The 2,844-nt window shown below is 73.1% G+C and carries 3 protein-coding genes and 1 pseudogene; 3 read left to right on the top strand and 1 reads right to left on the bottom strand.

The genetic code is table 11. The annotated features are described in order from the left end of the window. The 3 genes from CCN56_RS22635 to CCN56_RS22625 form a co-directional block, all read left to right on the top strand. Positions 1–289, top strand: a 289-nt coding sequence (locus tag CCN56_RS22635) for a glycerophosphodiester phosphodiesterase family protein (protein WP_306300622.1), incomplete at its 5' end; no start/stop codon positions are given. A gap of 104 nt (positions 290–393) precedes the next feature. Then, positions 394–996, top strand: coding sequence for an ATP-binding protein (locus CCN56_RS22630; protein ID WP_086829475.1), 603 nt, complete (start codon positions 394–396; stop codon positions 994–996). A 359-nt stretch (positions 997–1,355) separates the two neighbouring features. Further along, a complete protein-coding gene (locus CCN56_RS22625) occupies positions 1,356–2,333 on the top strand; it encodes a DUF5926 family protein (RefSeq protein WP_086829473.1) in 978 nt (325 codons plus the stop codon). Between the two features lie 221 nt (positions 2,334–2,554). On the opposite strand, the pseudogene CCN56_RS22620 reads toward CCN56_RS22625, so the two are convergent. Next, positions 2,555–2,844: pseudogene (locus CCN56_RS22620) on the bottom strand (hypothetical protein); the annotation flags it as partial.

Genomic DNA, 2,844 nt, shown 5'->3' with positions numbered 1-2,844 from the left:
GCGGATCGCCGCCGCCGCGCCGACGCTGCCCACCGTCTCGCTCGCCCAGTTCGTCTCGCCCCGGCTGCGCGACGGACGGCTCCCCGCGGGCGCGCGCATCGCGGGTCCGTCGATCCGGATCGTCCGGCACCATCCCGCAGTGATCCTGCGGCTCCAGAAGGCCGGGCACCAGGTCCACGTCTGGACGGTGGACGAGGCCGAGGACGTCGAGCTCTGCGAGCGCCTGGGCGTGGACGCGATCATCACCAACCGCCCGAAGCAGGTGCTCGCCCAGCTGGGCCGCGGCTGAGGATCGAGAGACCTCTCCTGTCCCTCTTTTCCCGTCCGTCACAGGGGATAACAGCCCTTACGGGGTGTGCACCGGCGCGTTCCGTGCGTACGCGATCGTCACGAGTGCCTCATCACACGTGGATTGGCCGGTTTCCGGTCCAGGCCATTGGGGCATCCACACCGTGGCGTGGGGCAAAGGAGGTCTCGGGGGTGGCGTTGGTGGTGGCACAGGAGGTGCCCACGTCGTCGAGCATGGCCGTACCCCATGGCCCTGCGGGCGTGGGGGAAGCGCGACACCGGATGCGGGACGAGCTGTACCGCAGCGGGGTGGCCGAATCGGTCGTCGACGACGCGGTACTGATCCTTTCCGAGCTGCTCAGCAATGCCTGTCGGTACGGCAGGCCGCTGGGGCACGCGGAGCGGGGCGAAGGCGATGTGCGGGCGGCCTGGCGGGTCGACCCGGCGGGCGGCCTGCGGGTCGAGGTGACCGACGGCGGTGGTCCGACCCGGCCCGTCCCGTCGACGCCCTCGGTCACGGCACGGGGCGGCCGCGGGCTGAACATCATCGGCGCGCTGGCCCAGGACTGGGGCGTACGGGACAGCCCGACCGGTGAGGTCACCGTCTGGGTGGTGGTCACCGAGGGACACCGCCGCGAGGACTTCGCGACGCGCGTCGGCGGCGGCTCCGGCTTCGGCTTCCTCGACGCGTACGACGATCTGGACTGACGGATCCTCGCGGACGGCGAGGAGGACCGGAACGTCCGGTCCGGGACCGGGGCTCGGCGACGGACCTCCACGGGCGGCGTGCGGGTCACGCCGGGTGCTGCGTACGGGTCACGCCAGGTGCTGCCTACGGGTCACGCCGGGTGCTGCCTACGAGGTCACGCCTGGCGCGGCGTGCAGAAGCGCGCTCGGGCGAGCCGCGCGGGAAGGGGCGCTCGGGCGAGCCGTGCCCGGGCACCCCTGGCGCCCCCGGCCCCAGGACGCCGCCCCGCCTGAGCGGCGGCAGCCGCCGAGGCGGCTAGGCTCGCGCCCGGTACAGCACCGCACACACAGCACAGCCGCGATCGGGAGAAAGCCACACCATGGCCAAGAAGCGCCCCCAGACGAAGGCCGGCAAGGCCGGCCAGGCACAGGTCACGAGCGGGGAGATCCCGGTCGTCGGCGCGCGCGAGCCGTGCCCGTGCGGTTCGGGCCGCCGCTACAAGGCGTGTCACGGCCGGGCCGCCGCGCACGCCGTGACCGAGCTCGTCCAGCGCCCCTTCGAGGGTCTGCCCGGCGAGTGCGACTGGGTCGCGCTGCGCGAGCTGGTGCCGGCCGCGACCGTGCCGCTCACCCTGAAGGGCGGGCTGCCCGAGGGCGTGCCGTCCGTGACGCTCGCGACCGTGCTGCCGATGGCGTGGCCGGCGCTCCGCCGCGACGACGGCTCCGTCCTGCTCGCCCTGCAGAACGACTCCTCCTCCGGCGACCTGGCCCGCGACCTCGCCGACACCCTCCAGCGCGCCCTGGAGGCGGAGCCGGGCACCCCGATCCCCGCGCGCCGCGTGCCGGCCGAGGGCCCGCGCCTGCAGGAGCTGCTCGACGCGGACGCCCCGTTCGAGCCGGAGGTCCACTCGGGCTTCGAGTTCTGGATCCCGCAGTCCGCGGACGGCGCGGACCCGGAGGTCGCGGCCTCCCTGGAGCGGGCCAACGCGGCCGCGATCCCGACCGTGAAGCTGGCGAGCGTCGACTCCGCGTACTGGTGCGAGGTCCCGGACAAGAACCACCTGCGCTGGGTCATGCCGCACCCGGAGGAGAAGCTCCTCGACGCGCTCGCCCGGCTCCAGGCCGGCGAGGGCACCTCGCTCGGCGCGGACACCCGGCTCGTCGGCTCCTTCCGGGCCCACGGTCTGATGGTGCCGGTGTGGGACCTGCCGTCGTCGATGACGGCCGAGGACTGCGAGAAGCCGGCGGCCGAGTTCGCCGAGCGGCTGGCCGCGGCGCTCGCCTCGGACGCGCCGCTGACCGCGGAGGAGCGCCGGGCGCGCGGCGGTCTCACGAACCGCCAGGTGACTCTCAGCTGATACCCCAGGTGGTATCGGTGACCGACAGACCGACCGGTCGGTGACTTCCGCCACAAGGTGGGTCTTCGCTCGGACAAATCCCTGTCCGAATAACCGAGATCGAATTTGCGAACAGCAGATCTCTTGTTACCGTTCTTGAAGCCCGGTCGCTGGTGCATCCCCCGTCGCCAGCGACCGGGCCTTTCCATGTCCGCTTCCGGCAGGGCCGGGGCGTCCGACGCTCAACTTCCTTCGTTGTCCGCGGTGTTGCTTCCCGCGCGGAGCAGCAGCGGAGTACTGCCGCCCTCGCCGGATCCGGCGAATTCCGCGACCGCCGTATACGCGGTGACCGCGCCCCGGGCGCGCNNGCAGTCCACTTGTACGGTCCGCCCGCCGGGGCCCATGAGGGTCAGAAAAGCGTCGAGCTGCCGGCCGGTGGCGTTCCGGTAGTACGTACGCGCCCACACATCGGGTCCCTCGCCCAGGACGCAGGTCTGCGCCTCGGCCCCCTCGGGAGAGGCGAGTTCCGGCC

It is taken from the genome of Streptomyces sp. NRRL B-24572 (genome assembly GCF_002156145.1).
Classification (GTDB): domain Bacteria; phylum Actinomycetota; class Actinomycetes; order Streptomycetales; family Streptomycetaceae; genus Streptomyces; species Streptomyces vietnamensis.
This window is presented reverse-complemented; position numbering and strand designations above follow the sequence as displayed.